The sequence below is a fragment of the Chelatococcus sp. XZ-Ab1 genome, assembly GCF_029309855.1.
In the GTDB taxonomy this organism is placed as follows: domain Bacteria; phylum Pseudomonadota; class Alphaproteobacteria; order Rhizobiales; family Beijerinckiaceae; genus Chelatococcus_A; species Chelatococcus_A sambhunathii.
In genome coordinates, this window is the sequence record NZ_JARKII010000018.1 from 12,620 (window position 1) to 36,580 (window position 23,961).

Below are 23,961 nucleotides of genomic sequence, written 5' to 3' on the forward strand. Positions count from 1 at the left end.
CAGCAATCCCGAGCGCCTGGTGTGACGGGCGCGCTTGAAGGATCCTGAAGAATGGCAAGAGAAGCCACCCGCGTTCGCCGCCGTGAACGCAAGAACATCGTGTCGGGCGTCGCCCACGTGAACGCCTCCTTCAACAACACGATGATCACCATCACCGACGCGCAGGGCAACACGATCTCCTGGTCGTCCGCCGGCGCCATGGGCTTCAAGGGCTCGCGCAAGTCGACCCCCTATGCAGCCCAGGTTGCGGCCGAGGATGCGGCGCGCAAGGCGGCCGAGCACGGCATGCGCACGCTCGAGGTCGAGGTGTCGGGCCCGGGCTCGGGTCGCGAATCGGCTCTGCGCGCGCTTCAGGCGGCGGGCTTCACAGTGACGTCGATCCGCGACGTGACGCCGATTCCGCACAACGGCTGCCGCCCGCGCAAGCGCCGGCGCGTCTGATGCCTTGTCGGCACGGCTCAGCCGCCGTGCCGCGCCTGTAGCGGGCGAGGCTGTCGTGCCCCGCCCGACGTTTGAGACACGCATGAGGTGCGGTCGTGATCCAGAAGAACTGGCAAGAGCTCATCAAGCCGAACAAGCTCGAGGTGTCGCCGGGTGACGATGCCAGGCGCGTGGCGACGGTCGTCGCCGAGCCGCTGGAGCGCGGGTTCGGCCTGACGCTCGGCAACGCGCTGAGGCGCGTGCTGCTGTCGTCGCTGCAGGGCGCGGCGGTGACGGCCGTGCACATCGACGGCGTCCTGCACGAGTTCTCGTCCATTCCCGGCGTGCGGGAAGACGTGACGGACATCGTGCTCAACATCAAGACCATCGCGGTCAAGATGCAGGGCGACGGTCCCAAGCGCATGACGCTGCGCAAGCAGGGCCCGGGCGTCGTCACGGCGGGTGATATCGCAACGGTCGGCGATGTGGAGATCCTCAACCCGGAGCTGGCCCTGTGCACGCTCGATGAGGGCGCGGAGATCCGCATGGAGTTCACGGTCAACACGGGCAAGGGCTACGTGGCGGCCGAGCACAACCGTCCCGAGGATGCGCCGATCGGCCTCATCGCCGTGGACAGCCTCTACAGCCCGGTCAAGAAGGTCTCCTACCGCGTGGAGAACACGCGCGAGGGCCAGATCCTCGACTACGACAAGCTGACGATGACGGTCGAGACGAACGGGGCCGTCAGCCCGGAGGACGCGGTGGCCTATGCCGCGCGCATCCTGCAGGACCAGCTCGCCGTGTTCGTCAACTTTGAGGAGCCCCGCCGCGAGGAGGCCGCCGTCTCGACGCCGCAGCTGCCCTTCAACCCGGCGCTGCTCAAGAAGGTGGACGAGCTCGAGCTTTCGGTGCGTTCGGCCAACTGCCTCAAGAACGACAACATCGTCTACATCGGCGACCTCATCCAGAAGACGGAAGCCGAGATGCTGCGCACGCCGAACTTCGGCCGCAAGTCGCTCAACGAGATCAAGGAAGTGCTCGCCTCCATGGGCCTGCACCTCGGCATGGAAGTGAGCGGCTGGCCACCGGACAACATCGACGAGCTCGCCAAGCGCTTCGAGGAACACTACTGAATAGCAATCGGCAGTTGGCATGAGGCAGTCGGAGTTCGGTTCCGATTGCCGGTTGCCCACTGCCTCAAGAACAATGGACGGCCGTACCTTGGCACGGCGGCCGTGAGACAAGGAGAGAGCCATGCGTCACGGTTTCGCGCATCGTCGTTTCAACCGCTCGTCCGAGCACCGCAAGGCGATGTTCGCCAACATGGCCGGTGCGCTGATCAAGCACGAGCAGATCGTCACCACGCTGCCCAAGGCGAAGGACCTGCGTCCGGTGGTCGAGAAGCTTGTCACCCTCGGCAAGCGCGGCGACCTGCACGCCCGCCGCCAGGCGATCGCCCAGATCCGCGACGTCGCCCTCGTCAAGAAGCTCTTCGACGTGCTCGGTCCGCGCTACAAGGAGCGCAACGGCGGCTACACGCGCGTGCTGAAGGCCGGCTTCCGCTACGGCGACAACGCGCCGATGGCCGTGATCGAGTTCGTCGATCGCGACGTCGATGCCAAGGGCCAGGATTCGGGCCCGACGCAGAAGGAAGAGGTCGTCGAGGCCGGCGAGAGCTGAGCCTTCGCCTTGCCGGCGTTGAACGAGGGCGGCTTCGGCCGCCCTTTTGTTTTGCGCCGTTTTGGTCCAGCTCCGTGGGAGAAAGGTGGCCCGAGAGGCGCGCCCCGCTTTGCGCGTAATCGCGCGGGAAACTATATCTGCCGGAGAGACCTTTCCGGATCCGTCTACGGCAGCACAGCGAGACACCATCGATGCATCGTTCGCTTGTCCTTCCTGCTCTCGTCGCGGCCCTCGTCGCAGCGGGGCCGGTGCCGGCGCAGGAGCGCCAGGTGCCCGCCAGCAGGGCGCAGGTGCAGCTCTCGCTCGCGCCGGTCGTCAAGGAGACGGCGCCGAGTGTCGTCAACGTCTACGGCGCACGCGTCGAGAAGCGGCCGTCCAATCCCTTCTTCGATGATCCCTTCTTTCGCCGCTTCTTCGGGGACGGCGGCTTCGGCGTGCCGCGCGAGCGGGTGCAGCGCTCGCTTGGCTCGGGCGTCATCGTCGATCCGTCCGGTCTCGTCGTCACCAACAATCACGTCATCGAGGGCATGACGGAGGTGAAGGTGGCGCTCGCCGACCGACGCGAGTTCGCCGCCGAGATCGTGCTGCGCGACCCGCGGACGGATCTTGCCGTGCTTCGGCTTGCAGAGAAGGGTCCGTTCCCGGCGCTCAGCTTCGGCGATTCCGAAGGGCTCGAGGTCGGGGATTTTGTCATTGCCATCGGCAATCCGTTCGGGGTCGGGCAGACGGTGACACAGGGCATCGTGTCGGCGCTCGCCCGGACCCAGGTGGGTATCAGCGACTTCCAGTCCTTCATCCAGACGGATGCCGCGATCAACCCGGGCAATTCGGGCGGGGCGCTCGTCAACATGCGCGGCGAACTCGTCGGTATCAACACGGCGATCTTCTCGCGTTCCGGCGGCAGTCATGGCATCGGCTTCGCCATTCCCTCGGCCATGGTGCGCGTCGTCGTCGAATCGGCGCGCAACGGGGGCGCCGCTGTGCGTCGGCCGTGGTTCGGCGCGCGGCTCCAGCAGGTCACCAGCGATATCGCGGAAAGCCTTGGCCTGCCGCGGCCGGCGGGGGCACTGGTCGCCTCGGTCGACGAGCGCGGGCCAGCAGCCAAGGCGGGGCTCCGGCGCGGCGACCTCATCACGGCCGTCGGGGGGCAGCCCATCGACGATCCGGATGGTTTCGGCTACCGCTTCGCGACGCGGCCGATCGGCGGAACATTACCGCTGACGGTGCTGCGCGGCGGCAAGGAGGTAACGCTTTCGGTTCCGCTCATCGCCGCGCCCGAGGATCCGCCGCGCGATCCGGTTACGGTCGGCGGGCGCACGCCGTTGACGGGCATTACCGCGGTCAACCTGTCACCCGCTGTGGTGGAGGAGCTGTATCTCGAGGAGGCGGAGAGCGGCGCTGTCGTCGCGGAGCTCGCCGAGGGCAGTCCGGCGGCGCAGTTCGGCTTCCAGAAGGGCGATATCATCATGGCGATCAACGGCGTGAAGATCGCCTCCTCGCGGGATCTCGCCCGTGCGACGAGCCAGCGCGCCCGCTATTGGGAGCTGATGATCAACCGCAAGGGCCAGGTCTTCACCACGGTGCTCGGGGGCTGAGCCGGTGCGATGACCGATCTCTTCGGGGCAGCGGGGCTGGACAAGGAAGCGCCGCGACCGCTCGCCGACCGGCTGCGGCCGCAGCGCCTCGCCGAGGTCGTGGGGCAGGACCATCTCGTCGGGCCGAACGGGGCGCTGACGCGCCTCCTGCGCTCCGGGTCGGTGGGCTCTCTCATCTTCTGGGGGCCGCCGGGGACCGGCAAGACGACCGTCGCGCGGCTGCTCGCCGGCGAGACGAAGCTCGTCTTCGAGCCGATGTCGGCCATCTTCTCCGGCGTCGCCGACCTCAAGAAGGCCTTCGAGACGGCCCGCGGCCGCCGCGCCGCGGGGCAGGGCACCCTGCTCTTCGTCGATGAGATTCACCGCTTTAACCGGGCGCAGCTCGATGCCTTCCTGCCGGTGATGGAGGACGGCACCATCACGCTCGTCGGCGCGACGACGGAGAACCCGTCCTTCTCTCTCAACGCCGCGCTCCTCTCCCGCGCCCGGGTGATGACCTTCAAGGCCCTCGATGAGGAAGCGATTCAGAAGCTCCTCGCAAGGGCCGAGGAAATCGAGGGAAAACCGCTGCCGCTCGATGCGGAGGCGCGGCTGTCGCTCGTGCGCATGGCCGATGGGGACGGGCGCGCCTCGCTGACGCTGGCGGAAGAGATCTGGCGCGCGGCGGGCGAGGGCGAAATGTTCGACACGGCCAAGCTGCAGGATATCGTGCAGCGCCGGGCGCCGATCTACGACAAGGCGCAGGACGGGCACTACAACCTCATCTCGGCCCTGCACAAGACGATCCGCGGCTCCGATCCCGACGCCGCGCTCTATTATCTCGCCCGCATGCTGGACGCGGGCGAGGATCCGCTGTTCCTCGCCCGCCGCCTCGTGCGTATGGCGGTGGAGGACATCGGCCTCGCCGACCCGCAGGCCCTCGTCGTCGCCAATGCGGCGAAGGAGGCCTACGACTTCCTCGGCACGCCGGAGGGAGAACTGGCGCTGGCGCAGGCGGTGATCTATCTCGCTACAGCGCCGAAGTCGAACGCGACCTATGTCGCCTTCAAGGCGGCGAGCCGCGTCGCCAAGGAAGCAGGCTCCCTCATGCCGCCGATGACCATCCTCAACGCGCCGACGCGCTTCATGAAGAACGAGGGCTACGGCGCCGGCTACGCCTACGACCACGACGAGCCGGACGCCTTCTCGGGGCAGGACTACTGGCCGGAGAAGCTCGGGCGCCAGCATTTCTACGAACCGGTGGAGCGCGGCTTCGAACGCGAGATCCGCAAGCGGCTGGAGTGGTGGGAAAAGCTGAGGGCCGAGCGGCGGCGGTGACTTTGCCCGCTGAAGAGGCTATCGACGGGCAGGGCGCGACGACGCCAGGCCCGGCTGCATTCGGAGCATCGCATGAAGAACACGAGAACCGGCTCCGGTGGCTCAGGCCCGCGCTCCGGCCCAACTGTGCGAAACGGCCGGGGGCAAGGGCGCGCGGGCCGGCCAGCTGCTCGGGGCGCCAAGGGGCCGGGCATCGCGAAGGGCTCGGGCAAGGGGTCTGCGCGCGCCACGTCCGGTCCCGAGCGCGCGAAGGCGGTGACCCCCGCCAAGACGCCCCGCGCAGGGCAGGCGCCGGCATCTTCGGCCAAGGCGGGCACCAAGGCGGCGGCCAAGGCGGCAGCGACCGAGACGCTCGTTACCGGCGTGCAGACCCTGACGGTCGCGCCGGATGAAGCGGGCATGCGCCTCGACCGTTTTCTCGTCGCCCGTTTCCCGCAGCTCGCCTTCACCCATATCCAGCGCATCGTGCGCAAGGGCGAGTTGCGCATCGACATGAAGCGCGCCAAGCCGAATGAGCGGCTTGAGGCGGGCCAGAGCGTGCGCGTGCCGCCGCTCAAGCTCGAGGAGAAAAAGCCGGCCGCCCGCACCCCGGCGAAGGACGAGAGCGACGCGACCTTCCTCAAATCCATCACGCTCTACGAGGACAAGGACGTCCTCGTGCTCAACAAGCCCATGGGCCTTGCGGTGCAGGGCGGCTCGGGCACGACACGCCATGTCGACGGCATGCTGGAAGCGCTGCGCGACGCCGAGGGCCAGAAGCCGCGCCTCGTGCACCGGCTCGACAAGGACACGGCTGGCTGCCTCGTCATCGCCAAGACGCGCTTTGCGGCAACGACGCTCGCCAAGTCCTTCCGCTCGCGCTCGGCGCGCAAGATCTACTGGGCGCTGGTCGCCGGCGTGCCGCGCGTGCGGCAGGGCCGCGTCTCCACCTATCTCGCCAGGGAGGAGGCGAGCGACGGCGATGCCCGCATGCGCGTCGCCCTGCACGGAGACGACGGGGCGAGCCATGCCGTCACCTATTACGCCGTCGTGGACACGGCGGCGCAGAAGCTCTCGTGGCTGTCGCTGAAGCCGGTGACCGGGCGCACGCACCAATTGCGCGCACATACGGCCCATATCGGCCACCCGATCGTCGGCGACCCGAAATATTTCAACGTCGAGAACTGGGAACTGCCGGGCGGCATCCAGAACCGGCTGCATCTGCTGGCGCGGCGCATCGTCATCCCGCATCCGCGCACGGGCAAGCCCATCGACGTGACGGCGCCGCTGCCGCCGCACATGCAGCAGTCCTGGAACCTGCTAGGCTTCGATACGGGCGGCTACGATCCGATCGTCGAGGCGCCGGAGGAGTAGCCGTGCGCTTCCTCGTCTTCGACATCGACGGCACGCTGCTCGACAGCCAGAACCTGCTCGTGGCCGCGCAGGAGGCGACCTTTGCCGCGCATGGGCTGCCGGCACCGAGCCGGGAAGAGGTGCTCTCGGTCGTCGGCCTGTCGCTCGCCGAGACCTTTCGCGCGCTCGCCGGGCCGGACGGGCCGCATGCTGCGCTGGAGGCGACCTATCGGATGACTTTCCCGCGGCTTCTCGCCGAGCCGGCGCTCGCGTCACCGCTCTTTGCCGGGTCCGATGCGCTGGTGCGCGATCTCGCGGGGCGGGAGGATCATCTCCTCGGCATCGCCACCGGCAAGTCGCGGCGCGGCGTGCGCCGGCTGTTCGATGCCCACGGCTGGCACACGCTCTTCGCCAGCGTGCAGACGGCCGACGATGCGCCATCGAAACCCCATCCGGCCATGCTCGAACAGGCGATGGGGGAGGTGGGTGCCGCGCCGGCCGAAACCGTGATGATCGGCGACAGCACCTATGACATGCAGATGGCGCGGGCCGCCGGTTGCCGTGCCGTCGGTGTCGGCTGGGGCTATTGCCGGGTCGATGCCCTGCGGGAGGCGGGGGCGCAGGTGATTGTGGAGTCGATTGAAGAACTTGCGGCCGTTCTTGCCGATTCTGATTCAGCCCGGGCCTTCGGCGCGGCGGTGTGACCGGCGGCTCGGTCGCAGATTCCGCTTTTGCCTGCAAGTCATTGGCGTGGAATCGCTTCCGCGTCGCCGCGTCGGCTTCTACGTGTTAAGGACCCACCATGCGTGACGAACTGACCAGCGACTGGTTTCCCGCGGACGGCGAGACCGTGCGTGACCCGATGCGGGTGGCCCAGCAGTCGATGAAGGCGAACCTGCCGCGCCGCTTCTACAAGGAGGCGGCGGTGGAGGAGCGCGCGGAGGGCTTCGTCCTCGTGCTCGACGGGCGTCCGGCCCGCACGCCCGGCAGGGCGCTCCTGGCGCTGCCGACGCGGACGGTCGGAGAGGCCGTGGCGGCGGAATGGGCGGCACAGGGCGAGCGCATCGACCCCGCGACGATGCCGCTGACACGGCTCGCCAATTCGGCCATCGACGGGGTCGCGCGCGAGATGGCGGCGGTGGCGGCCGATGTCGTGAAATATGCCGGCTCGGACCTCCTGTGCTACCGCGCCGAGGGGCCGGAGCGGCTCGTTGCACGACAGCGGGACATCTGGGACCCGATGCTCGCCTGGGCGCGGGAAGCGCTCGGCGCGCGTTTCGTGCTGGCCGAGGGCGTGATGTTCGTGGCCCAGCCGGAAGAATCGCTCGCTGCCATGGCGGCCGCGGTCGCCAGGTTCGAGGCTCCCGTGGCGCTCGCGGCGCTCCATGTGCTGACGACGCTCAGCGGCTCGGCCGTCATTGCGCTGGCCGTTGCCCATGGGCACCTGACGGCGGAGGCTGGCTGGCGGGCGTCGCATCTCGACGAAGAGGTGCAGATGGAGATCTGGGGCGAGGATGAGGAGGCGCTGGCGCGCCGCGCCGTCAGATGGCGCGACTTCGCCGCGGCCGCCGGGATGCTGCGGGCGCTCGGCTGACGGGGACCTGCCGCAACCGGCCTTGCACTTATCCGCCTACCGTATCGGTTCCTGCGGCTTTGCCGGCGTGCTAATCACGCAGGCGACAAGGAACCGACCGTGGGGGAGGCGCATGAAGGACATCCTCGAAAGGCTCGAAGAGCGGCGCGCCGGGGCGCGCCTCGGCGGCGGCGAGAAGCGCATCGCCGCCCAGCATGCGCGCGGCAAGCTCACGGCGCGCGAGCGCATCGCACTGCTGCTCGATACGGGCTCGTTCGAGGAGTTCGACATGTTCGTCGAGCACCGCTGCGTCGATTTCGGCATGGAGGGGACGAAGTTCCCGGGTGACGGCGTCGTCACCGGCTGGGGCACCATCAACGGCCGCACCGTCTTCGTCTTCGCCAAGGACTTCACCGTCTTCGGCGGCTCGCTCTCGGAAACGCACGCGCAGAAGATCACCAAGATCCAGGACATGGCGGTGAAGATGCGCGCGCCGATCATCGGCCTGTTCGATGCCGGCGGCGCCCGCATCCAGGAGGGGGTCGCGGCGCTCGGCGGCTATGGCGAGGTGTTCAAGCGCAATGTCATCGCCTCGGGTGTCATTCCGCAGATCTCGGTCATCATGGGCCCCTGCGCCGGCGGCGACGTCTATTCCCCGGCGATGACCGACTTCATCTTCATGGTGCGCGACACGAGCTACATGTTCGTGACCGGGCCGGACGTGGTGAAGACCGTGACCAACGAGACGGTCACTTCGGAGGAACTCGGCGGTGCCAAGGTGCACACGACGAAGTCCTCCGTCGCCGACGGCGCGTGGGACAACGACGTCGAGGCGCTGCTGCAGATCCGCCGGCTGATGGACTTCCTGCCCGCCAACAACACCGAGGGCGTGCCGGAATGGCCGACCGAGGACGAGGCGGACCGGGTGGAAATGTCGCTCGACACGCTCGTGCCGGACAACCCGAACAAACCCTACGACATGAAGGAACTCGTCCTGAAGATCGCGGATGAGGGCGATTTCTTCGAGATCCAAGAGGCTTATGCCAGGAACATCATCACCGGATTCATCCGGCTCGAGGGGCGCACGGTGGGCGTCGTGGCCAACCAGCCGATGGTGCTCGCCGGCGTGCTAGATGCGGATGCCTCGCGCAAGGCGGCGCGCTTCGTGCGCTTCTGCGACGCCTTCGAGATCCCGATCCTGACCCTTGTCGACGTGCCCGGCTTCCTGCCCGGCACGGCGCAGGAATATGGCGGGCTCATCAAACACGGGGCGAAGCTGCTCTACGCCTATTCGGAGGCGACCGTGCCGCTCGTCACCGTCATCACCCGCAAGGCCTTCGGCGGCGCCTACGACGTCATGGCCTCGAAGCACGTGGGCGGAGACGTGAACTACGCCTGGCCGACAGCGCAGATCGCTGTGATGGGAGCCAAGGGCGCTGTCGAGATCATCTTCCGGCAGGACATCGGCGATGCCGAGAAGATCGCGGCGCGCACGAAGCAATACGAGGACCGCTTCATGTCGCCCTTCGTCGCCGCCGAGCGCGGCTATATCGACGAGGTGATCATGCCGCATTCGACGCGCCGGCGCGTCGCCCGCGCCTTCGCCATGCTGCGCGCCAAGAAGGCGGAGCAGCCCTGGCGCAAGCACGACAATATTCCGTTGTGAGGGGGATCGCCGCTTCCTCGCGGCGCGGGATAGTAGAGTTCCCACCGTCATGCCCGCGCTTGTCGCGGGCATCCACGCGGCGACGCTGCGCTTGGCTGAAAGGCGTGGATGGCCGGGACAAGCCCGGCCACGACGGGCGGAAAGGGTTCGCGTGAACCGGTATCTGGGGCCGGCGCCTACCGTCCGTCGATCTCCTCCACCGTCCCCAGCGCCGGTTTCTCGCTCTTGCGCAATTCGCGCCCGATGCGCTCCACCGTGCGGAAGACGCGCAGGAAATTGCGTGAGGCGATGCCGGCGATGGCGTCGTCCGACCAGCCACGGCGGATGAGCTCGGCGAGGAGGTGAGGGAAACGGCTCGCGTCCTCCAGGCCCGGCGGCGTCGGACCGCCGAAGAAGTCGGAGCCGATGCCCACGTGCCGCAGGCCGGCCTTGTCGGCGATATATTCGATGTGATCGCAGAGCTGCTCGAGCGTGCCGCGCGGCCAGGGGCCTGCGTCGCGCGCCCGCGCCGCGACCGCGGCTCCCATGTCGATGTCGTGTCGGCTCTTGCCGAACTCGTCCTTGAGCGGACGCATCCAGTCGCGCGACTGCTGGCCGATGAAGTCCGGCACGAAGGTTGCCATGACAATGCCGCCGTTGCCCCTGACGCGGGCGAGCACGTCGTCGGGCACGTTGCGCGGGTGGTCGCACAGGGCAAAGGCATTCGAGTGGGAGAAGACGACAGGCGCGCGCGAGACGTCGAGCACCTGGCGCATGACGTCGTGCGAGACATGGGCGCAGTCGACGATCATGCCGAGGCGGTTGAGTTCCCGCACCACGGCACGGCCAAAGGCGGTGAGGCCGCCGTGGCGCGGCGCATCGGTGGCGGAATCGACCCAGTCCAGCGTCTCGTTGTGGCAGAGCGTCATCAGCCGCGCGCCGGCGGCGTGCCAGACGCGCAGCGGCGCCAGGCTGTTCTCGAGGCCGACGCCGCCCTCCACCGCGATGAAGGAGGCGATCCTGCCGAGCTTCTTGGCCTTCGCGATGTCGCTCGCCTTCGTCGCCGGCATGAAGACGTCGGGATGCGCCTCCTGCAGGCGCAGGATGACATCGATCTGCTCCAGCGTGGTGCGGCCGGGGTGGGGCACATGAGTCGGGATGAAGGCGGCCCAGAACTGGGCGCTGACGCGGCCGGCGAGGAGGCGTGGGATGTCGGTGTCGCCGTCCTGATGCTCGCGCGTCAGGTCATAGGCGAAGACGTCGCCGCGAGCCCGGACGTCCTCACGAATCACCCATGGCAGGTCGTTGTGGCCGTCGACCAGCGGCAGTGTTTCGAGAAGCCGGAGAGCCTTGTCGAGCGCATCGTCGCGCGCCGGCGACCTGTGAGCCGCAACCTGTACCAATTCTTCTTTCCCCTCGGTAGAGCCGGTCGTCGGGGCCGACGCCACACACTCCGTTGCTCTTCGGTGATTGACAAGCGGTTGCGGGTCAGGGCTGCCGGGCGAGCCTTGCAGGGGACGCGAGGCTGCAGGTGACGGAGGAGGCGAGGGCGCAAAAAGGCAAGGCCCGGAGCGGGGCGATCCGCGCTCCGGGCCCTCCTTGTCCTTTGAGAGGCTTCAACCGGCCTCGGCCAGCCAGCGTGCGGAGAGATTGACGTCCGCCTGCGTCAGGCCGTGCCCGGCCGGCAGCACCTGGTGCTGCACCGTCGCGCTCGCCTCGCGCAGCAGGCTGGCGAGCCGCCCCGCATCGTCGGCCGGGACGATCGGATCGGCCGACCCCGACAGCATCAGCACGGGCTTGCCGGCAAGGTCCGGCAGCACGTCCGGCACCAGCGGCGTCATGACCCTCAAGAGGACGGCCCCGGCGAGCGCTTCCGGCGCGAGCAGCAGCATCGCCGCGGCGATGTTGGCGCCGTTGGAGAAGCCGAGCGCGATTGGCTGCGCGATGCCGTAGCGCTCGCGCGCCTCCTCGACGAAGCCGGCAAGCTCGGCCGCGCGGAGCTTGATGTCCTCGACGTCGAACCGCCCCTCGCCGAAGCGGCGGAAAAAGCGGGGCATGCCGTTCTCCAGCACCTTGCCGCGTGGCGACAGGAGAGCCGCCCCGGGGGCGAGCGTGCGGCCGAGCGGCACGAGGTCGTGCTCGTCGCCGCCGGTGCCGTGCAGCAGGAGGAGCGGCGGGCGCTCAGTGCCGCCAGCTTCATAGTGATGGATGAAGTCGCTCATCGCAATTATCCCTGCCGTGCCCGCGCGAGGGCGGGCACGGCTCACGGGGGTGATGGTCCGGCTCAGTCGAGCGCGGGCAGGACGGCCTCGATCCGCTCCCGGTCCTTCTCGTAGAAGGGCGGCAGCTTGAGGGAGGTGCCGAGCGCCTCGAAGCTCTCGTCGATGCCAAAGCCCGGATCGTCGGTGGCGATCTCGAAGATGACGCCGCCGGGCTCCCGGAAATAGACGGAGCGGAAATAGTTGCGCTCCTTCTGCTCCGTCGTGACGATGCCGAGCTTCTCGCGCAGCGCCTTCGCCATCGCCGCCTGGTCCGCGTCGCCTGCGGCCCGGAAGGCGACATGGTGCACCGAGCCGGCGCCCATCGTGCCGGGCAGGAAGCCGCCGGCAATGCGCAGGTCCACATAGCCGCCGACCTCGGCCTCGCCCCGGTAGCGGACGAGGTTCTCCGTTCGGCCGACTTCCACAAAGCCGAAGACCTCCGTCAGCACCGCGGCCGTGGGCTCCGGCCGGTCGACGAGCAGCGTCACGCCCGCGAAGCCGCGGACGGCGGCTTCCGCCGGGATGTCGGCCGTCGTCCAGGCCCTCGATGCGACGAGGCCTGGCGTTGCGACGAGCGCAAGGCGCATGCCGTCAGGATCCCGAAACGGCAGGACCGTGCGGTCGAAGCGTCTGATGGGTGCCTCATGCGTGACGCCGAGGGTCACGAGCCGCTCCGTCCAGAAGCCGAGCGCTTCCTCGGGGATGAGGAAGGCGGTTTCCAGCGTCTGGCCGACGCCCGGCCGTCCCGGCGCCACATGCGACCATGGGAAGAAGGTGAGGATGGTGCCAGGGTTGCCCTCCTCGTCGCCAAAATAGAAGTGGTAGGTGCTGGGATCGTCGAAGTTCACCGTCTTCTTGACGAAGCGCAGCCCGAGAACGCGAGTGTAGAAGTCGAGGTTGCGCCGCGGATCGCTCGCGATGGCGGTGACGTGGTGGATGCCTGCCGAACGTGCCATGGCTCTGCTCCCTGGCTGCTGTTGTGCTCTTGCTGCCAGATGGCGACGGCAGCGCAAATCCCTAGCCGCGCAAATGCCTCTTGCACCCCTGCAAGCCGGGAACCTCGGCAGGATGGCGACAGTTGCACCGATGACGGTGATTTTCCGTCAACCACGGGCCGTCAACAACGCTTAACCTGAACAAAGATTCACGATTGGCCGTTAAGAACTTGGCGAGTGGTTGGGCGCAGGATCGTTCGCGACAGGAAGCAATCACACCGGCGAAAAGAATGCCGGGGAGGCATCAAACAATGATCAACAAGAACTTCTTCCGTTTCGTCGATGAGATCCTCGACCGTCAGCGCATTACTGCGAAGGACGTGGCGTATCTGCAGCGCGAGATCTTGCCGGATGGCATCGCGTTCCGGGAAGAAGCGGATGTGCTGATCGCGCTCGACCGCGCGGTGAAGGATCAGGATGCATCCTTCGCCGATTGCCTCGTGGCGATGGTGGTGGATTTCGTCGTGTGGGGCGAGCGTCCCACCGGCATCGTGCGCGGCGAGGATGCGCACTGGCTGGTCACCTCTCTCGGCGCCGGCGGCGGGCCGACGGTCAACGCGCTGCGCATCGGCATGGAGGTGGTGCGCGAGGCCCAGCAGGTGGACGAGGTTCTGCTCGCCTTCCTGTTGCGCGGCCAGGGCAATCGCCTGCGACGGGCCTTGGGCGTGCCGGTGAAGGCCATGCCGCGCCGCTTCGCCGCGGCATAAACGGCAGAGTGCGCATCATTTCCCTTTACAAGCCATGCGAGCAGTGACGCATTCTGCGCATGGACCTCAACGATCTCTTCCACAGGCTCGCGGTGTCCCTCGCCGTGGGCCTTCTCGTCGGTGTCGAGCGCCATTGGCGCGAGCGTGACGCGCCGGCCGGCAGCCGCACCGCGGGTGTGCGCACCTTCGCGCTGTTCGGCTTCTTCGGCGGTATCGCCGCGATCACCGCCCAGGCGCTGGCGCCGCAGAACGCACCGGTTGCGGCGATCGTCCTCGTCGCAGCGCTCGCCGTGTTGTCGGCCGCGCTCATCACGTTCAAGCGCCGAGAGGCGGAGGCCGACGCCAATTTCAGCGTCACTGGCGTCGTCGCCGGGCAGGCGACCTTCGTGCTCGGGGCGCTTGTGGTCCTCGGAGATCCGGCCTTCGCAGGGGCCGCGGCCGTCGTCATGACGGCGCTTCTCGCCAGCCGCGAGGTGCTTCACGCGCTGCTGCGGCGCATGCGCTGGAGCGAACTGCGCTCCGCCATCGTGCTCGCCGTCATGACCTTCGTGGCGCTGCCGCTCATTCCCGACGAGCCGCTGCCGCAGTTCATGGGGCTCAACCCGGCGCGGGTCTGGCTGCTTGCCATCATCCTCGCCGGTGTGTCCTTTCTCGGCTATGTCGCGGTGCAGCTCTTCGGCGCGGAACGCGGTCGGCTCGTCGCCGGCGCCACCGGCGGGCTCGTGTCCTCCACGGCAGTGACGCTCGCCAATGCCCGGCTTGCCCGGATGGGGGAGGCGGCGCTGCCGCTCGCCGCCGGCGCGCTCGCGGCGGGGGCGGTGTCCTTCATCCGCACGGCCGTCATCGTCACGGCGGTCGCGCCTGAACTCGGCCGGCTGCTGGCGCCGGGCCTCGGGCTCGGAGCCGCCGTGCTCGTCGCCGGCGCCTGGCTGCTCGCCCGCCGCGAAGGGGCGCCGGCGCAATCGGCCGCCCCCGAGGGCGGCAACCCGTTCGAGCTCGGCGAGGTGCTCAAGCTCGCCGCGCTGCTCGCCTTCGTGCGCGTGGCGGGCGATCTGGCGGCCGAGCATCTCGGCGCCGTGGGCGTCTATGCCGTCGCTGCCGTCTCGGGTCTTGCCGATGTCGATGCGGTGTCGCTCGGCGTGTCCGGCCTCGTGCCCGACCGTCTCGCTCTCGGTGCGGGCGCCATCGCCATCGCCATCGCCGTCGGCAGCAACACGATCGCCAAATGCATCTATGCCGCGACGCTCGGCGGGAGGGCCTATGCCGGGCGCTTCAGCCTCGTGTCCTTGCTCGCGCTTGTCGCGCTCGCCGCCGGCTTTCTTGTCGCCTCTGCACAAATGCCCGGATGAGCATCCGTCTTTCGCCGCAATTGTCGCCCCCGGCGCTCTCGTCTAGAAGCGGTGAGGGGAAACGGTCACCAGGGGAGCGTCCATGTTCTCGAAGATCCTGATTGCCAATCGCGGCGAGATCGCCTGCCGGGTCATCAAGACGGCGCGTCGCATGGGCATCGGGACGGTGGCGGTGTTCTCCGAGGCGGACAGGGACGCGCTGCACGTGGAGATGGCGGACGAGGCCGTCTTCGTCGGGCCGGCGCCCGCCGCCCAGTCCTATCTCGTCATCGAGAAGATCGTCGAGGCCTGCCGGCAGACCGGGGCGGAGGCGGTGCATCCGGGCTACGGCTTCCTGTCCGAGCGGGCAGCCTTCGCCGAGGCGCTGGCAAGCGCCGGCATCACCTTCATCGGGCCCAACCCCAAGGCCATCGAGGCCATGGGCGACAAGATCGAATCGAAGAAATTCGCCAATGCCGCGAAGGTCTCGACCGTGCCGGGCTTTCTCGGCGTCATCGAGAGCCCGGAAGAGGCGGTGAGGATCGCCGACGACATCGGCTATCCGGTCATGATCAAGGCCTCGGCGGGCGGCGGCGGCAAGGGCATGCGCATCGCCTATTCGGCGGCCGAGGTGGCGGAGGGCTTCGCCCGCGCCCGCTCGGAGGCGGCATCCTCCTTCGGCGACGACCGGGTGTTCGTGGAGAAATTCATCACCGATCCGCGCCACGTCGAGATCCAGGTCATCGGCGACAAGCACGGCAACGTCGTCTATCTCGGCGAGCGCGAGTGCTCCATCCAGCGCCGCAACCAGAAGGTCATCGAGGAGGCGCCCTCGCCGCTGCTCGACGAGGCGACGCGCCGCAGGATGGGCGAGCAGGCGGTGGCGCTCGCCAAGGCGGTGAGCTACGACTCGGCCGGCACGGTCGAGTTCGTGGCGGGCCAGGACCGCTCCTTCTACTTCCTCGAGATGAACACCCGTCTGCAGGTGGAGCATCCGGTGACCGAGATGGTCACCGGCATCGACCTCGTCGAGGAGATGATCCGCATCGCCGCCGGCGAGAAGCTGCGTTTTTCGCAGGAAGACATCCGGCTCGACGGCTGGGCCGTCGAGAGCCGCGTCTATGCCGAGGACCCGACGCGCGGCTTCCTGCCCTCGACGGGCCGGCTCGTCACCTATCGCCCGCCGGCCGAGGGCGAGGCGGACGGGGCGCGGGTGCGCAACGACACCGGCGTCGTGGAAGGGGGCGAGATCTCCATCTACTACGACCCGATGATCGCCAAGCTGATCACCCACGCGCCGACGCGCGCGGCCGCCATCGCGGCTCAGCAGCGGGCGCTCGATGCCTTCGCCATCGACGGCATCCGCCACAACATTCCCTTCCTCTCGGCGCTGATGGCCCATCCGCGCTGGCAGGAGGGCCGCCTGTCGACGGGCTTCATCGCCGAGGAGTTTCCCGACGGCTTCGCCATGCCGAAGCCCGAAGGGGAGGTCGCCATCCACCTCGCGGCGGTGGCGGCGGCCATCGACCATCTGTTCAACGAGCGCAAGCGCCGCATCTCGGGCCAGTTGCGCTCGGCCAAGCCTGTCAGGTTCGAGCGCGAGCGGGTGGTGATGCTGGGTCGCGAGGCCATCCCGCTCACCATCGACGACAGGGACGGGGCTCTCGTTCTCGCCTTTTCCGACGGGCGCACGGTCGCCGTCGCGTCGTCCTGGCGCCCCGGTGAGCCGGTATGGCACGGCCGCGTCGACGGCAAGGCGATCGCGGTGCAGGTGCGGCCGATCCTCAACGGCGTGGCGCTCGCCCACGCGGGCACGGCCACGGAGGCGCGCGTCTATACCCGGCGCGAGGCCGAGCTTGCCGCCCTGATGCCGGAGAAGGTGGCGGCCGACACCTCGAAGCAGCTGCTCTGCCCCATGCCCGGCCTCGTCAAGGCCATCGCCGTCGCCGAGGGCCAGGAGGTCAAGGCCGGCGAGACGCTCGCCATCGTCGAGGCGATGAAGATGGAGAACGTGCTCAAGGCCGAGCGCGACGGCACCGTCGCGAAGATCCACGCGAAGGAGGGCGACAGCCTCGCGGTGGATGCGGTGATTCTGGAATTTGCGTGACTACTTGCGCACCAGCACGTAGGCGTAGGCGGACATGCTCCGCCAGTCGTGCCGTGCGGAAAAGGCGTTGAAGGCATCATCGATCTGCCGCACCACGGGCAGCCGCTTGAAATAGCCATGCCCCCAGAAAGGCTGGATGGCCACGTCCGAGAAGCCGCAGTCCCGCAGCATGGGCAGCATCCGGGCCTCACTGGAGAAGCACCAGTCGTAAACGGCGGGGAACTTGGGGTCGTCGGTCTCTTCGCCCCGGTTGGGATAGAAGGCGCGCACGATGGCGCTCGACAGCCATTCCGGCATCAGGTGATTGGCGAGGAAGGGCAACGAATAGAGGGTGGGGAAGAACGCCACCGCCACGCCGCCCGGTGCGAGCAACGTGTGAATGTTGCGCCAGGCCTGCCGCACGTCCTTCACATGCTCGAAGACCATGCGCGAGAACATCAGGTCGAACTGGCCGGGCGCGATACCCGCTGCGGCGATATCTCCCGATACGTCGAAGCAGGCTGTCGGAAAGCCCGGCGGCGCTTTTTCGAGCTCGGTGGCGCTGATGTCGTTGATGGTGAGCGTGATGCCGAGTTCCGCAGCCTCCTCGGCCGTGAACGAAGGGTCACGTCCGCCGCCGATCTCGCACAGGTGGCGAAGGTGGTAGGCCCTGACGAGGTCGACGAGCGTGGACTTGTAGTTGGCCCATGCCCATTCGGAATGCCAATCCGGCCGTTGTTTCGCAAGCAATTCGGCAAGGCGGGGGGGCGCCTCACGCGCAGCGGCCATTCCGGTCGCGTTGGCATTCATGGCAATCATTCTCCCAAAGAATCGCCGCCAGTCTGTGCGCAAAATGCCAAGACCGGGTTAATGCGAGGGAGGTCTTCCCTCCCTCGCGGTGCGCTGCCTCAGAAGACCGGCAGGCTGGCCAGGCAGGGCACCGGTACCGGATCGGGCGTCTGCTGGTCGTGCACGATGTTGAGGCCAAGGTGGATCTTGGGATAGGTGCTCGGCGTGATGCCGCTCATCGTTGCGTCGATCCTCACGCCGCTGGTCTCGCCGAGATAGGTATAGGCCACGATACCATTTTCGGTAGAAACGCCCGCCGGCATCTGGATCATGTTGTCGGTCACAAGCATGTGGCCCGCATTCGCGTTGGCCGAGGCTGCAATACCGATGCCGCACCGGCGGATGACGTTGTCGGAAGCGATCAGGTTGCGGGCATAATTGTTCGTTCCGACAACGATGCCGTAGCGGAGGGCGCACTCGACGACATTGCCGTTGACGACGCAGTCGCCTTCCGCACTGATGCCCGTGCCCGTGTCATAGCTCACCGTCGGATTGTTCGACTGCCTGGCATTGCGGACCACGTTGCCGGTGATGCTCGCGAGCCTGCCGCCATTGTTGAAGTTGGTGACGGAGATGCCGCTGCCGCAGGTGTCGATCAGGTTCGAGCCGACGACGGTGCCGACGTCGTTCTCTCCGGATGCGCCGTCCGTCTCTTCGACGTAGATGGCCATCTCGCCCATCGCGTAGATGTTATTGCCGGAGATAATCGTGTCGTTGCAGACGTTGGCTCGCACCGCGCTGAACTTGCAGTAGCGAATCCGGTTATCCGTCACGGTGCAGCCGTGGGCGCGGTAGAGATTGACGCCATTGCCGCGCTGGCCGGTGCCGCCGCCTTGCGCCTCAATGTAAGTGATGACATTGCCGCTCACGGTGCTGCCGTCGAACCGCGGCGAGTATTGCCAGATGAGGATGCCGTTATTGCCGCAGTTTCGAACGACGTTGCCGGTCACCGACAAGCTGACATTGGCCACGCCGAAGATGGCGGTGTCGCAGTTGTAAACCTCGCAACCGGCAATAGCGCCTGCCGGGGAGACGGGTTCGTCGGTTCCGGTTGTCCCGATCGTCTGGCGCGTTCCGCACTGTTCGAAGACGATCCCCATGCCCGGCGCGCCATGCACCGTACAGCGGTCGATGCGGGTCCTGTGCGCACGATAGGCGGTGATGGCGCCGCCATTGCCGGACTCGGCATAGGGACGGCCGTTTGCGTTGAATGTGATGCCGCGGATCACGCAATCCGGAACATTGTCGATCTCTAGGAAAAAAGTACCAGTCGTGAAGCGCAACGTCACGGTGCCGGGATTGGCTTCCATGACAAGTGGTGCGCCTCCGCCGTTGGAGGTTCTGACCGAGAGGTTGCCCACATCGTAGGTGCCGGCAACGATGAACAGGGGGCTTCCCATTGCTTCGCGCAACATTCATCGCATCCTGGAGGGTTCCGACCGTATAGCCGGCCGGCGTGCCGTTCGTGAAGACGATCTTGTCATCGGTTATCGCATACGAGGCCACGAGGGTATCTCCTGATGATAGGGGTACGCGCGCAGGTCGGAACATATAGAGAACAAATCCTAAGATCAAGGAAAATGTTCCTTATCCTCCGCGCGCGATGGCGTGGTAGGCTGTCGGAGGCCGTCGTTGTGGAGTGAGTCATGACCTCCCGCGTCATCGTCCATGCCGTCATCAAGGGTCGCGTGCAGGGCGTCGGCTATCGGGCTTGGACGGCGCGCGAGGCGGGGGCGCGGGGGCTTGCGGGCTGGGTGCGCAACCGGCGCGAGGGCTTCGTCGAGGCGGTCTTCGCCGGGCCGGCCGATGCCGTGGAGGCGATGCTCGCGGCGTGCCGCGCGGGGCCGCTCGGCGCGCGGGTCGAGGCCATCGAGCGCTATGACGAAACGGGGAGCGCGCTCGCTCCGGGGGGCGCGGCGGATGGGTTCACGGTGCTGCCGACGGAGTAGGCGCGGCGCAGGTCAGGCCATGAAGGCGGCGAGGAAGGCCTCGGCGTCCGGCTGCAGCCAGTCCACCGCGCCGGAGATGTAGCCGACGATGCCGCCGCCGCGGTCGACGAGATAGGTGATGGGCATGCCGTAGAGGGCGAAGGGCGCGCCCTTGCGGTTGCCGGCGTCCGAATAGGCGACATCCCCCTCGGGATCGACGAAGACGGGGAGCTTCTCGATGCCGTGGCGCTTCAGGAAGGGCGCGACGGCCCTTGTGCCGTCCCGGTCGAAGGAGATGGCGGCGACGTTGAGGCGCTGCGCATCGATCGTCCGCACGAAGGCCTCGAGGCGCGGCATCTCCTCCCGGCACGGCGGGCACCAGCTCGCCCAGAAATTGAGGAGATGGACGCGCCCGTCCGGCGCGAGCGTGTGCCGGCGGCCCCGGACATCGGTCAGGGCGAGCGCCGGCATCTGCCGGCGCGGCTCCAGCCAGACGAACTGGCTGCCGCCCTGCCGGAGAGAGGGGGCGGCGCGGGCGGGCAGAGCAGGGGCGGCGAGGGCAGCGAGGCCGCCGATGAGGGAGCGGCGGGAGAGGGGGCGTGCGCGCGTCATCGCACCGCCCATAGCTCGACGGGGCGGGCCTGCCAATGGCGCTCGCGCCGATGTGAGGCCCTGCGTGTCGCCGCCCCACGCTTGATGCGGCGCGGGTGCCGGCTATCCTTCGGCAAAGTGCTGCGAGGAGACGCCGTGAGCCGCAACGATTCGATCCGCCCGCGTCCGACGGACAACGCCTTTCTCGGCCCGCTCGACGGCGGCTCGCTCGAGCCGACCTATTCGGGGGCGCTGTCCTTCATGCGCCGGCGCTACAGCCGCGATCTGTCGGCGGCGGACGTCGTCGTGTGGGGCGTGCCGTTCGATTGCGCCACGTCCAACCGGCCGGGGGCGCGCTTCGGGCCGCAGGCGCTGCGCCGCGCCTCCGCGATCTTCGACGGCGATCCGCAGTTCCCCTCCGGGCTCGATCCCTTCGAGGCGCTCACGGTGATCGACTGGGGCGACTGCTCGTTCGACTATCGCCGGCTCGACCAGGTGCACGGCCTCGTCGAGGCGCAGGCGGCGGAGATCGTCGCGGCCGGATGCCATCTCGTGACGCTCGGCGGCGATCATTCCATCACCCTGCCGCTGCTGCGCGCCCATGTGGCCGAGCACGGGCCGCTGGCGCTGGTGCAGTTCGACGCCCACCAGGACACCTGGGAGGACGACGGCGAGGGCACCTCGCACGGCACCTTCGTCACCCGCGCCGAGATGGAGGGGCTGATCGACTGCTCGCGCTCCATCCAGATCGGCATCCGCACCGTGGCGCCGGACGATTTCGGCATCGCCATCGTCGATGCCTACGAGGCGCGCGGGCTCGGCGTCGCCGGCATCGCCCAGCGCATCCGCGAGCGGGTGGGCGAGGGGCCGGCCTATCTGTCGTTCGACATCGACGCGCTCGATCCCGCCTTCGCGCCGGGCACGGGCACCCCGGTCGCCGGCGGCCTTTCGAGCGCCGAGGCGCTGATGGCGCTGTGGAGCCTGCGCGACATCGACTGGCGCGGCATGGACCTCGTCGAGGTGGCGCCGCCCTACGACCATGCTGACATCACCGCCATCGCCGGCGCGACGGTGGTGCAGCACTACCTGCAGATCCTCGCCGAGCGGGCGCGGGGGTGAGTGTTTTCCCTCCCCCCATGCGGGGGAGGATCATGACCTCGACCTTCGTGTGCGATACCCCTCCCCGCGAACGGGAGAGACTGGCCGGGTCGTCATTGACACCGGCGCCCCTTTCCCGGATAAGCGTGCCCATGATCACCGTCGCGCACACCACGCCGAACCGACGCCGCCGCGCCGTCCTTGCGCGCGTGCGATGACGCGACCTCGCGTGTCGTGATCGGAGCCGCGCCCGCAGCGCGGCTTTTTTGTTGCAATTTCGTCCCCATCTTCTGTTACCACCGGCAAACGCTCGAAAACCGTCGCCCGGACAATCGTCAGGAGCCGTCCATGAACGACACCTCGCTTCTCAATCCCGCCCGGGCCAAGGCTGCGGGTGCGCGGGCGCCGCGCGTCTTCATCGACGGTGAGGCCGGCACCACGGGCCTCGGCATCCGCGAGCGGCTCTCGGCGCTGCCGCAGATCGAGCTCAGGTCCATCGCGCCGGAGCTGCGCAAGGACGTGGAGGCGAAGAAGGCGCTGCTCGCCGATGTCGATCTCGTCGTGCTCTGCCTGCCGGACGCGGCCGCCAAGGAGACGGTGGCGCTCGTCGAGGCCCTGGGAGAGGCCGGTCCGCGCGTGCTCGATGCGAGCACCGCCCACCGGGTCGCGCCGGGCTGGGTCTACGGCTTCGCCGAGATGACGCCGGGCCAGCGCGCGGCGATCGCCGGGGCGCGCCTGGTGTCCAATCCGGGCTGCTATCCGACGGGGGCGATCGCGCTTCTGAGGCCGCTCGTCGACGCCGGACTCGTGCCGGCGGATTATCCCGTCACCGTCAATGCGGTCAGCGGCTATTCCGGCGGCGGACGCACGATGATCGAGGCCTACGAGGCGGGCACGGCGCCGTCCTTCGAGCTCTACGGCCTCGGCCTCGAGCACAAGCACCTGCCGGAGCTGCAGACCTATTGCGGCCTCTCGCGCAGGCCGATCTTCGTGCCCTCGGTCGGCAATTTCCGCCAGGGCATGCTGGTGTCGATCCCGCTGCATCTCGACACGCTGCCCGAGCGGCCGACGGGGGCCGACCTGCAGGCGGTGCTCGCCACGCGCTATGCGGTGAGCGAGCTCGTCTCGGTCGCCCGGCACGACGATGCGAGCGTCACGGGCGGCAAGATCGAGCCCGAGGCGCTCAACGACACCGATCGGCTGGAGCTCAGGGTCTATGCCAACGAGGCGCGGCGGCAGGCCGTGCTCGTCGCCCGGCTCGACAATCTGGGCAAGGGCGCCTCCGGTGCGGCAGTGCAGAACATCCGGTTGATGCTCGGCGTCTGAAGCTTGCGCGCCATGTGAAAAAGGGCGGGCAAGTGCCCGCCCTTAAACCGGAACTCGTGCCGATGCTCAGCTCTGGTAGGCCCGCACCTGCTGCTTCTGCGTGCCGAGGCCCTCGATGCCGAGTTCCACGACCTCGCCGCCCTTGAGGAAGCGCGGCGGCTTCATGCCCATGCCGACGCCGGGAGGCGTGCCGGTGGTGATGACGTCGCCGGGCTCGAGCTTCATGAACTGCGAGATGTAGGACACGAGGAAGGGAACGGAGAAGATCATGGTCTTCGTCGAGCCGTCCTGCACCCGCTCGCCGTTCACTTCGAGCCACATGGACAAGTTCTGCACGTCCTTGATCTCGTCAGTCGTGACGAGCCAGGGGCCGAGGGGACCGAAGGTGGGGCAACCCTTGCCCTTGGCCCACTGACCGCCGCGCTCGATCTGGTACTCGCGCTCCGACACGTCGTTGCAGACGCAGTAGCCGGCCACGTAGTCGAGCGCGTCCTTCTCCTCGACGTAGGACGCCTCCTCGCCGATGACGATGGCGAGCTCGACCTCCCAGTCGGTCTTCTGCGAGCCGCGCGGCACGATCACGTCGTCATTGGGGCCGACGATGCAGGACGGGGCCTTGTTGAAGAGGATCGGCTCCTTCGGGATCGGTGAGTTCGTCTCCGCCGCGTGATCGGCATAGTTGAGGCCCACTGCGATGAAGTTGCGCACGTTGCCGACGCAGGGGCCGAGCCGCGTGCCGGCCGGCACGGCTGGAAGGGTCTTGGGGTCGACGGCGGCGATGCGCGCCAGCGAGGCCCTTGTGAGGGCCTTGCCGGCGAGATCGGGGACGATGCCGGAGATGTCGCGGATCGTGCCCTCGGCGTCGACGATGCCCGGCTTCTCCGCACCCGGATTGCCGTAGCGCACCAACTTCATGGGGTATCCTCCAATTGAAACGTTTCAAGCGGGCGGAGTGTGCTGCGGCGGGGCGCCGATCGCAAGCCGGATCGGCGCAGATCCGATGCGCGCAGCGCGTAACCGGCGCTTGTTGCGGTAATGTCACATCAGGCGAAAAGTCGCCAGCCGCACGCTTTTTCCGCGGATGAGAAGGACCTGTGGGCAGGCGCGAAAATCGATATGGTTTCGATATGAACTATACCCATGTGAACCGGATTGGTGTTGTGCGGTGCATCAAAAGGCATGTTTTGATGTGTTTTTTGCGGTGTCAAGACTGAAATGTTAGTCGCCATT

At 68.0% G+C, this 23,961-nt stretch carries 22 protein-coding genes; 15 read left to right on the forward strand and 7 right to left on the reverse strand.

Features of this window, described 5'->3' with window-relative positions:
* Positions 1-51 precede the first annotated feature (51 nt).
* From rpsK to P2T65_RS19900, 9 genes are all read left to right on the forward strand, one after another.
* Complete coding sequence (gene rpsK / locus P2T65_RS19860; protein ID WP_019403800.1) at positions 52-441, forward strand: 30S ribosomal protein S11; 390 nt, start codon at positions 52-54, stop codon at positions 439-441.
* 95 nt (positions 442-536) lie between these two features.
* Positions 537-1,553, forward strand: a complete 1,017-nt coding sequence (locus tag P2T65_RS19865; protein WP_019403799.1) for a DNA-directed RNA polymerase subunit alpha — start codon at positions 537-539, stop codon at positions 1,551-1,553.
* A 121-nt stretch (positions 1,554-1,674) separates the two neighbouring features.
* Positions 1,675-2,100: a 50S ribosomal protein L17 gene (rplQ, locus tag P2T65_RS19870; RefSeq protein WP_055457969.1), complete on the forward strand. Its 426-nt coding sequence runs from the start codon at positions 1,675-1,677 to the stop codon at positions 2,098-2,100.
* 191 nt (positions 2,101-2,291) lie between these two features.
* Positions 2,292-3,695 carry a DegQ family serine endoprotease gene (locus tag P2T65_RS19875; protein WP_055457970.1) on the forward strand — a complete coding sequence of 468 codons (1,404 nt, stop codon included), beginning with the start codon at positions 2,292-2,294 and terminating at the stop codon, positions 3,693-3,695.
* 9 nt (positions 3,696-3,704) lie between these two features.
* Positions 3,705-5,012 (forward strand): replication-associated recombination protein A, encoded by a 1,308-nt coding sequence (locus P2T65_RS19880; RefSeq protein ID WP_055457971.1) that lies wholly within the window; start codon positions 3,705-3,707, stop codon positions 5,010-5,012.
* A gap of 72 nt (positions 5,013-5,084) precedes the next feature.
* Entirely contained in the window at positions 5,085-6,365 is a 1,281-nt protein-coding gene (locus P2T65_RS19885) for an RluA family pseudouridine synthase (protein WP_276200536.1), read from the forward strand.
* 2 nt (positions 6,366-6,367) lie between these two features.
* Positions 6,368-7,048, forward strand: a complete 681-nt coding sequence (locus P2T65_RS19890) for an HAD-IA family hydrolase (protein ID WP_276200537.1) — start codon at positions 6,368-6,370, stop codon at positions 7,046-7,048.
* A gap of 98 nt (positions 7,049-7,146) precedes the next feature.
* Positions 7,147-7,938: an ATP12 family protein gene (locus P2T65_RS19895; RefSeq protein ID WP_276200538.1), complete on the forward strand. Its 792-nt coding sequence runs from the start codon at positions 7,147-7,149 to the stop codon at positions 7,936-7,938.
* Positions 7,939-8,050: 112 nt separating this feature from the next.
* Positions 8,051-9,583, forward strand: a complete 1,533-nt coding sequence (locus tag P2T65_RS19900) for an acyl-CoA carboxylase subunit beta (protein ID WP_055457975.1) — start codon at positions 8,051-8,053, stop codon at positions 9,581-9,583.
* Between the two features lie 176 nt (positions 9,584-9,759).
* On the opposite strand, the gene P2T65_RS19905 is transcribed toward P2T65_RS19900, so the two are convergent.
* The 3 genes from P2T65_RS19905 to P2T65_RS19915 all read right to left on the reverse strand — a co-directional run bounded on the left by P2T65_RS19905 (position 9,760) and on the right by P2T65_RS19915 (position 12,779).
* Entirely contained in the window at positions 9,760-10,965 is a 1,206-nt protein-coding gene (locus tag P2T65_RS19905; RefSeq protein ID WP_276200539.1) for a dipeptidase, read from the reverse strand.
* A 213-nt stretch (positions 10,966-11,178) separates the two neighbouring features.
* Positions 11,179-11,784, reverse strand: a complete 606-nt coding sequence (locus tag P2T65_RS19910) for an alpha/beta hydrolase (protein ID WP_055457977.1) — start codon at positions 11,782-11,784, stop codon at positions 11,179-11,181.
* Positions 11,785-11,846: 62 nt separating this feature from the next.
* Entirely contained in the window at positions 11,847-12,779 is a 933-nt protein-coding gene (locus tag P2T65_RS19915; RefSeq protein WP_276200540.1) for a ring-cleaving dioxygenase, read from the reverse strand.
* Positions 12,780-12,973: 194 nt separating this feature from the next.
* On the opposite strand from P2T65_RS19915, the gene P2T65_RS19920 reads away from it, so the two are divergent.
* From P2T65_RS19920 to P2T65_RS19930, 3 genes are all read left to right on the forward strand, one after another.
* The gene (locus P2T65_RS19920) at positions 12,974-13,525 is read left to right on the forward strand and encodes a hypothetical protein (RefSeq protein ID WP_245316204.1); all 552 of its coding nucleotides are present in this window, start codon (positions 12,974-12,976) and stop codon (positions 13,523-13,525) included.
* Positions 13,526-13,584: 59 nt separating this feature from the next.
* On the forward strand, positions 13,585-14,874 hold the full coding sequence (locus P2T65_RS19925) for a DUF4010 domain-containing protein (RefSeq protein WP_276200541.1): 1,290 nt from the start codon (positions 13,585-13,587) through the stop codon (positions 14,872-14,874).
* A gap of 82 nt (positions 14,875-14,956) precedes the next feature.
* A complete protein-coding gene (locus P2T65_RS19930) occupies positions 14,957-16,960 on the forward strand; it encodes an acetyl/propionyl/methylcrotonyl-CoA carboxylase subunit alpha (RefSeq protein ID WP_276200542.1) in 2,004 nt (667 codons plus the stop codon).
* On the opposite strand, the gene P2T65_RS19935 is transcribed toward P2T65_RS19930, so the two are convergent.
* Positions 16,961-17,749 carry a class I SAM-dependent methyltransferase gene (locus tag P2T65_RS19935; protein WP_276200543.1) on the reverse strand — a complete coding sequence of 263 codons (789 nt, stop codon included), beginning with the start codon at positions 17,747-17,749 and terminating at the stop codon, positions 16,961-16,963. It abuts the gene before it with no gap.
* 98 nt (positions 17,750-17,847) lie between these two features.
* Positions 17,848-19,203: a TIGR03808 family TAT-translocated repetitive protein gene (locus tag P2T65_RS19940; protein ID WP_276200544.1), complete on the reverse strand. Its 1,356-nt coding sequence runs from the start codon at positions 19,201-19,203 to the stop codon at positions 17,848-17,850.
* Between the two features lie 231 nt (positions 19,204-19,434).
* Between P2T65_RS19940 and P2T65_RS19945 the strand changes: the two genes are divergently transcribed.
* Positions 19,435-19,737, forward strand: a complete 303-nt coding sequence (locus P2T65_RS19945; protein ID WP_071923943.1) for an acylphosphatase — start codon at positions 19,435-19,437, stop codon at positions 19,735-19,737.
* A gap of 12 nt (positions 19,738-19,749) precedes the next feature.
* Here P2T65_RS19945 and P2T65_RS19950 read toward each other — a convergent pair whose 3' ends face one another.
* A complete protein-coding gene (locus tag P2T65_RS19950) occupies positions 19,750-20,328 on the reverse strand; it encodes a TlpA disulfide reductase family protein (protein WP_071924482.1) in 579 nt (192 codons plus the stop codon).
* A gap of 135 nt (positions 20,329-20,463) precedes the next feature.
* On the opposite strand from P2T65_RS19950, the gene speB reads away from it, so the two are divergent.
* Positions 20,464-21,426 carry an agmatinase gene (gene speB / locus P2T65_RS19955; protein ID WP_055457986.1) on the forward strand — a complete coding sequence of 321 codons (963 nt, stop codon included), beginning with the start codon at positions 20,464-20,466 and terminating at the stop codon, positions 21,424-21,426.
* Positions 21,427-21,753: 327 nt separating this feature from the next.
* The gene (gene argC, locus P2T65_RS19960) at positions 21,754-22,731 is read left to right on the forward strand and encodes an N-acetyl-gamma-glutamyl-phosphate reductase (protein ID WP_276200545.1); all 978 of its coding nucleotides are present in this window, start codon (positions 21,754-21,756) and stop codon (positions 22,729-22,731) included.
* Positions 22,732-22,797: 66 nt separating this feature from the next.
* On the opposite strand, the gene P2T65_RS19965 is transcribed toward argC, so the two are convergent.
* On the reverse strand, positions 22,798-23,646 hold the full coding sequence (locus P2T65_RS19965) for a fumarylacetoacetate hydrolase family protein (protein WP_055457988.1): 849 nt from the start codon (positions 23,644-23,646) through the stop codon (positions 22,798-22,800).
* Positions 23,647-23,961: the final 315 nt, after the last annotated feature.

Excerpts from the sequence above, each read along its gene's own strand:
- rpsK (WP_019403800.1), top strand. The coding sequence starts at position 52 with ATGGCAAGAGAAGCCACCCGCGTTCGCCGCCGTGAACGCAAGAACATC.
- rplQ (WP_055457969.1), top strand. The coding sequence starts at position 1,675 with ATGCGTCACGGTTTCGCGCATCGTCGTTTCAACCGCTCGTCCGAGCAC.
- P2T65_RS19875 (WP_055457970.1), top strand. The coding sequence starts at position 2,292 with ATGCATCGTTCGCTTGTCCTTCCTGCTCTCGTCGCGGCCCTCGTCGCA.
- P2T65_RS19880 (WP_055457971.1), top strand. The coding sequence starts at position 3,705 with ATGACCGATCTCTTCGGGGCAGCGGGGCTGGACAAGGAAGCGCCGCGA.
- P2T65_RS19885 (WP_276200536.1), top strand. The coding sequence starts at position 5,085 with ATGAAGAACACGAGAACCGGCTCCGGTGGCTCAGGCCCGCGCTCCGGC.
- P2T65_RS19895 (WP_276200538.1), top strand. The coding sequence starts at position 7,147 with ATGCGTGACGAACTGACCAGCGACTGGTTTCCCGCGGACGGCGAGACC.
- P2T65_RS19900 (WP_055457975.1), top strand. The coding sequence starts at position 8,051 with ATGAAGGACATCCTCGAAAGGCTCGAAGAGCGGCGCGCCGGGGCGCGC.
- P2T65_RS19910 (WP_055457977.1), bottom strand. The coding sequence starts at position 11,784 with ATGAGCGACTTCATCCATCACTATGAAGCTGGCGGCACTGAGCGCCCG.
- P2T65_RS19915 (WP_276200540.1), bottom strand. The coding sequence starts at position 12,779 with ATGGCACGTTCGGCAGGCATCCACCACGTCACCGCCATCGCGAGCGAT.
- P2T65_RS19925 (WP_276200541.1), top strand. The coding sequence starts at position 13,585 with ATGGACCTCAACGATCTCTTCCACAGGCTCGCGGTGTCCCTCGCCGTG.
- P2T65_RS19930 (WP_276200542.1), top strand. The coding sequence starts at position 14,957 with ATGTTCTCGAAGATCCTGATTGCCAATCGCGGCGAGATCGCCTGCCGG.
- P2T65_RS19935 (WP_276200543.1), bottom strand. The coding sequence starts at position 17,749 with ATGAATGCCAACGCGACCGGAATGGCCGCTGCGCGTGAGGCGCCCCCC.
- P2T65_RS19940 (WP_276200544.1), bottom strand. The coding sequence starts at position 19,203 with ATGTTGCGCGAAGCAATGGGAAGCCCCCTGTTCATCGTTGCCGGCACC.
- P2T65_RS19945 (WP_071923943.1), top strand. The coding sequence starts at position 19,435 with ATGACCTCCCGCGTCATCGTCCATGCCGTCATCAAGGGTCGCGTGCAG.
- P2T65_RS19950 (WP_071924482.1), bottom strand. The coding sequence starts at position 20,328 with ATGACGCGCGCACGCCCCCTCTCCCGCCGCTCCCTCATCGGCGGCCTC.
- argC (WP_276200545.1), top strand. The coding sequence starts at position 21,754 with ATGAACGACACCTCGCTTCTCAATCCCGCCCGGGCCAAGGCTGCGGGT.
- P2T65_RS19965 (WP_055457988.1), bottom strand. The coding sequence starts at position 23,646 with ATGAAGTTGGTGCGCTACGGCAATCCGGGTGCGGAGAAGCCGGGCATC.